The organism is Pseudomonas sp. R62 (genome assembly GCF_000257605.1).
GTDB classification, from domain to species: Bacteria; Pseudomonadota; Gammaproteobacteria; order Pseudomonadales; family Pseudomonadaceae; genus Aquipseudomonas; species Aquipseudomonas atacamensis.
Window position 1 is genome coordinate 1 of sequence record NZ_AHZM01000807.1, and the last position, 3,080, is coordinate 3,080.

1 rRNA gene is annotated in these 3,080 nt (G+C 51.2%); it reads right to left on the reverse strand.

The features are described from left to right. Nucleotides 1–19: 19 nt before the first annotated feature. Nucleotides 20–2,913 (reverse strand): 23S ribosomal RNA (locus tag OQK_RS00055). Nucleotides 2,914–3,080 lie beyond the last annotated feature (167 nt).

The window sequence follows — 3,080 nt, forward strand, 5'->3', positions numbered from 1 at the left end:
CAAATTGCTTGGGTGTTATATGGTCAAGCCTCACGGGCAATTAGTATTGGTTAGCTCAACGCCTCACAGCGCTTACACACCCAACCTATCAACGTCGTAGTCTTCGACGGCCCTTCAGGGAACTCAAGGTTCCAGTGAGATCTCATCTTGAGGCAAGTTTCCCGCTTAGATGCTTTCAGCGGTTATCTTTCCCGAACATAGCTACCCGGCAATGCCACTGGCGTGACAACCGGAACACCAGAGGTTCGTCCACTCCGGTCCTCTCGTACTAGGAGCAGCCCCTCTCAAATCTCAAACGTCCACGGCAGATAGGGACCGAACTGTCTCACGACGTTCTAAACCCAGCTCGCGTACCACTTTAAATGGCGAACAGCCATACCCTTGGGACCGGCTTCAGCCCCAGGATGTGATGAGCCGACATCGAGGTGCCAAACACCGCCGTCGATATGAACTCTTGGGCGGTATCAGCCTGTTATCCCCGGAGTACCTTTTATCCGTTGAGCGATGGCCCTTCCATACAGAACCACCGGATCACTAAGACCTACTTTCGTACCTGCTCGACGTGTCTGTCTCGCAGTCAAGCGCGCTTTTGCCTTTATACTCTACGACCGATTTCCGACCGGTCTGAGCGCACCTTCGTACTCCTCCGTTACTCTTTAGGAGGAGACCGCCCCAGTCAAACTACCCACCATACACTGTCCTCGATCCGGATAACGGACCTGAGTTAGAACCTCAAAGTTGCCAGGGTGGTATTTCAAGGATGGCTCCACGCGAACTGGCGTCCACGCTTCAAAGCCTCCCACCTATCCTACACAAGCAAATTCAAAGTCCAGTGCAAAGCTATAGTAAAGGTTCACGGGGTCTTTCCGTCTAGCCGCGGATACACTGCATCTTCACAGCGATTTCAATTTCACTGAGTCTCGGGTGGAGACAGCGCCGCCATCGTTACGCCATTCGTGCAGGTCGGAACTTACCCGACAAGGAATTTCGCTACCTTAGGACCGTTATAGTTACGGCCGCCGTTTACCGGGGCTTCGATCAAGAGCTTCGCGTTAGCTAACCCCATCAATTAACCTTCCGGCACCGGGCAGGCGTCACACCCTATACGTCCACTTTCGTGTTTGCAGAGTGCTGTGTTTTTAATAAACAGTCGCAGCGGCCTGGTATCTTCGACCGGCATGAGCTTACGGAGCAAGTCCTTCACCCTCACCGGCGCACCTTCTCCCGAAGTTACGGTGCCATTTTGCCTAGTTCCTTCACCCGAGTTCTCTCAAGCGCCTTGGTATTCTCTACCCAACCACCTGTGTCGGTTTGGGGTACGGTTCCTGGTTACCTGAAGCTTAGAAGCTTTTCTTGGAAGCATGGCATCAACCACTTCGTCACCCAGAGGGTAACTCGTCATCAGCTCTCGGCCTTAAGATCCCGGATTTACCTAAGATCTCAGCCTACCACCTTAAACTTGGACAACCAACGCCAAGCTGGCCTAGCCTTCTCCGTCCCTCCATCGCAATAACCAGAAGTACAGGAATATTAACCTGTTTTCCATCGACTACGCTTTTCAGCCTCGCCTTAGGGACCGACTAACCCTGCGTCGATTAACGTTGCGCAGGAAACCTTGGTCTTTCGGCGTGGGTGTTTTTCACACCCATTGTCGTTACTCATGTCAGCATTCGCACTTCTGATACCTCCAGCAAGCTTCTCAACTCACCTTCACAGGCTTACAGAACGCTCCTCTACCGCATCACCCGAAGGTGATACCCGTAGCTTCGGTGTATGGTTTGAGCCCCGTTACATCTTCCGCGCAGGCCGACTCGACTAGTGAGCTATTACGCTTTCTTTAAAGGGTGGCTGCTTCTAAGCCAACCTCCTAGCTGTCTAAGCCTTCCCACATCGTTTCCCACTTAACCATAACTTTGGGACCTTAGCTGACGGTCTGGGTTGTTTCCCTTTTCACGACGGACGTTAGCACCCGCCGTGTGTCTCCCATGCTCGGCACTTGTAGGTATTCGGAGTTTGCATCGGTTTGGTAAGTCGGGATGACCCCCTAGCCGAAACAGTGCTCTACCCCCTACAGTGATACATGAGGCGCTACCTAAATAGCTTTCGAGGAGAACCAGCTATCTCCGAGCTTGATTAGCCTTTCACTCCGATCCACAGGTCATCCGCTAACTTTTCAACGGTAGTCGGTTCGGTCCTCCAGTCAGTGTTACCTAACCTTCAACCTGCCCATGGATAGATCGCCCGGTTTCGGGTCTATTCCCAGCGACTAGACGCCCTATTAAGACTCGCTTTCGCTACGCCTCCCCTATTCGGTTAAGCTCGCCACTGAAAATAAGTCGCTGACCCATTATACAAAAGGTACGCAGTCACAGAACAAAGTCTGCTCCCACTGCTTGTACGCATACGGTTTCAGGATCTATTTCACTCCCCTCTCCGGGGTTCTTTTCGCCTTTCCCTCACGGTACTAGTTCACTATCGGTCAGTCAGTAGTATTTAGCCTTGGAGGATGGTCCCCCCATATTCAGACAAAGTTTCTCGTGCTCCGTCCTACTCGATTTCATGACTAAGAGATTTTCGCGTACAGGGCTATCACCCACTATGGCCGCACTTTCCAGAGCGTTCCGCTAATCTCAAAGCCACTTAAGGGCTAGTCCCCGTTCGCTCGCCACTACTAAGGGAATCTCGGTTGATTTCTTTTCCTCAGGGTACTTAGATGTTTCAGTTCCCCTGGTTCGCCTCTTGCACCTATGTATTCAGTACAAGATAACCATCTTATGATGGCTGGGTTCCCCCATTCAGACATCTCCGGATCAAAGTCTGTTTGCCGACTCCCCGAAGCTTTTCGCAGGCTACCACGTCTTTCATCGCCTCTGACTGCCAAGGCATCCACCGTATGCGCTTCTTCACTTGACCATATAACCCCAAGCAATCTGGTTATACTGTGAAGACGACATTCGCCGAAAATTCGAATTTCTCAACTAAGAGAACTCACAAATTTTACCTTAGCCTGATCCGTTACCAGTGAAAGTAACGTTCAGTCTATCTTTCTATCACATACCCAAATTTTTAAAGAACGATCT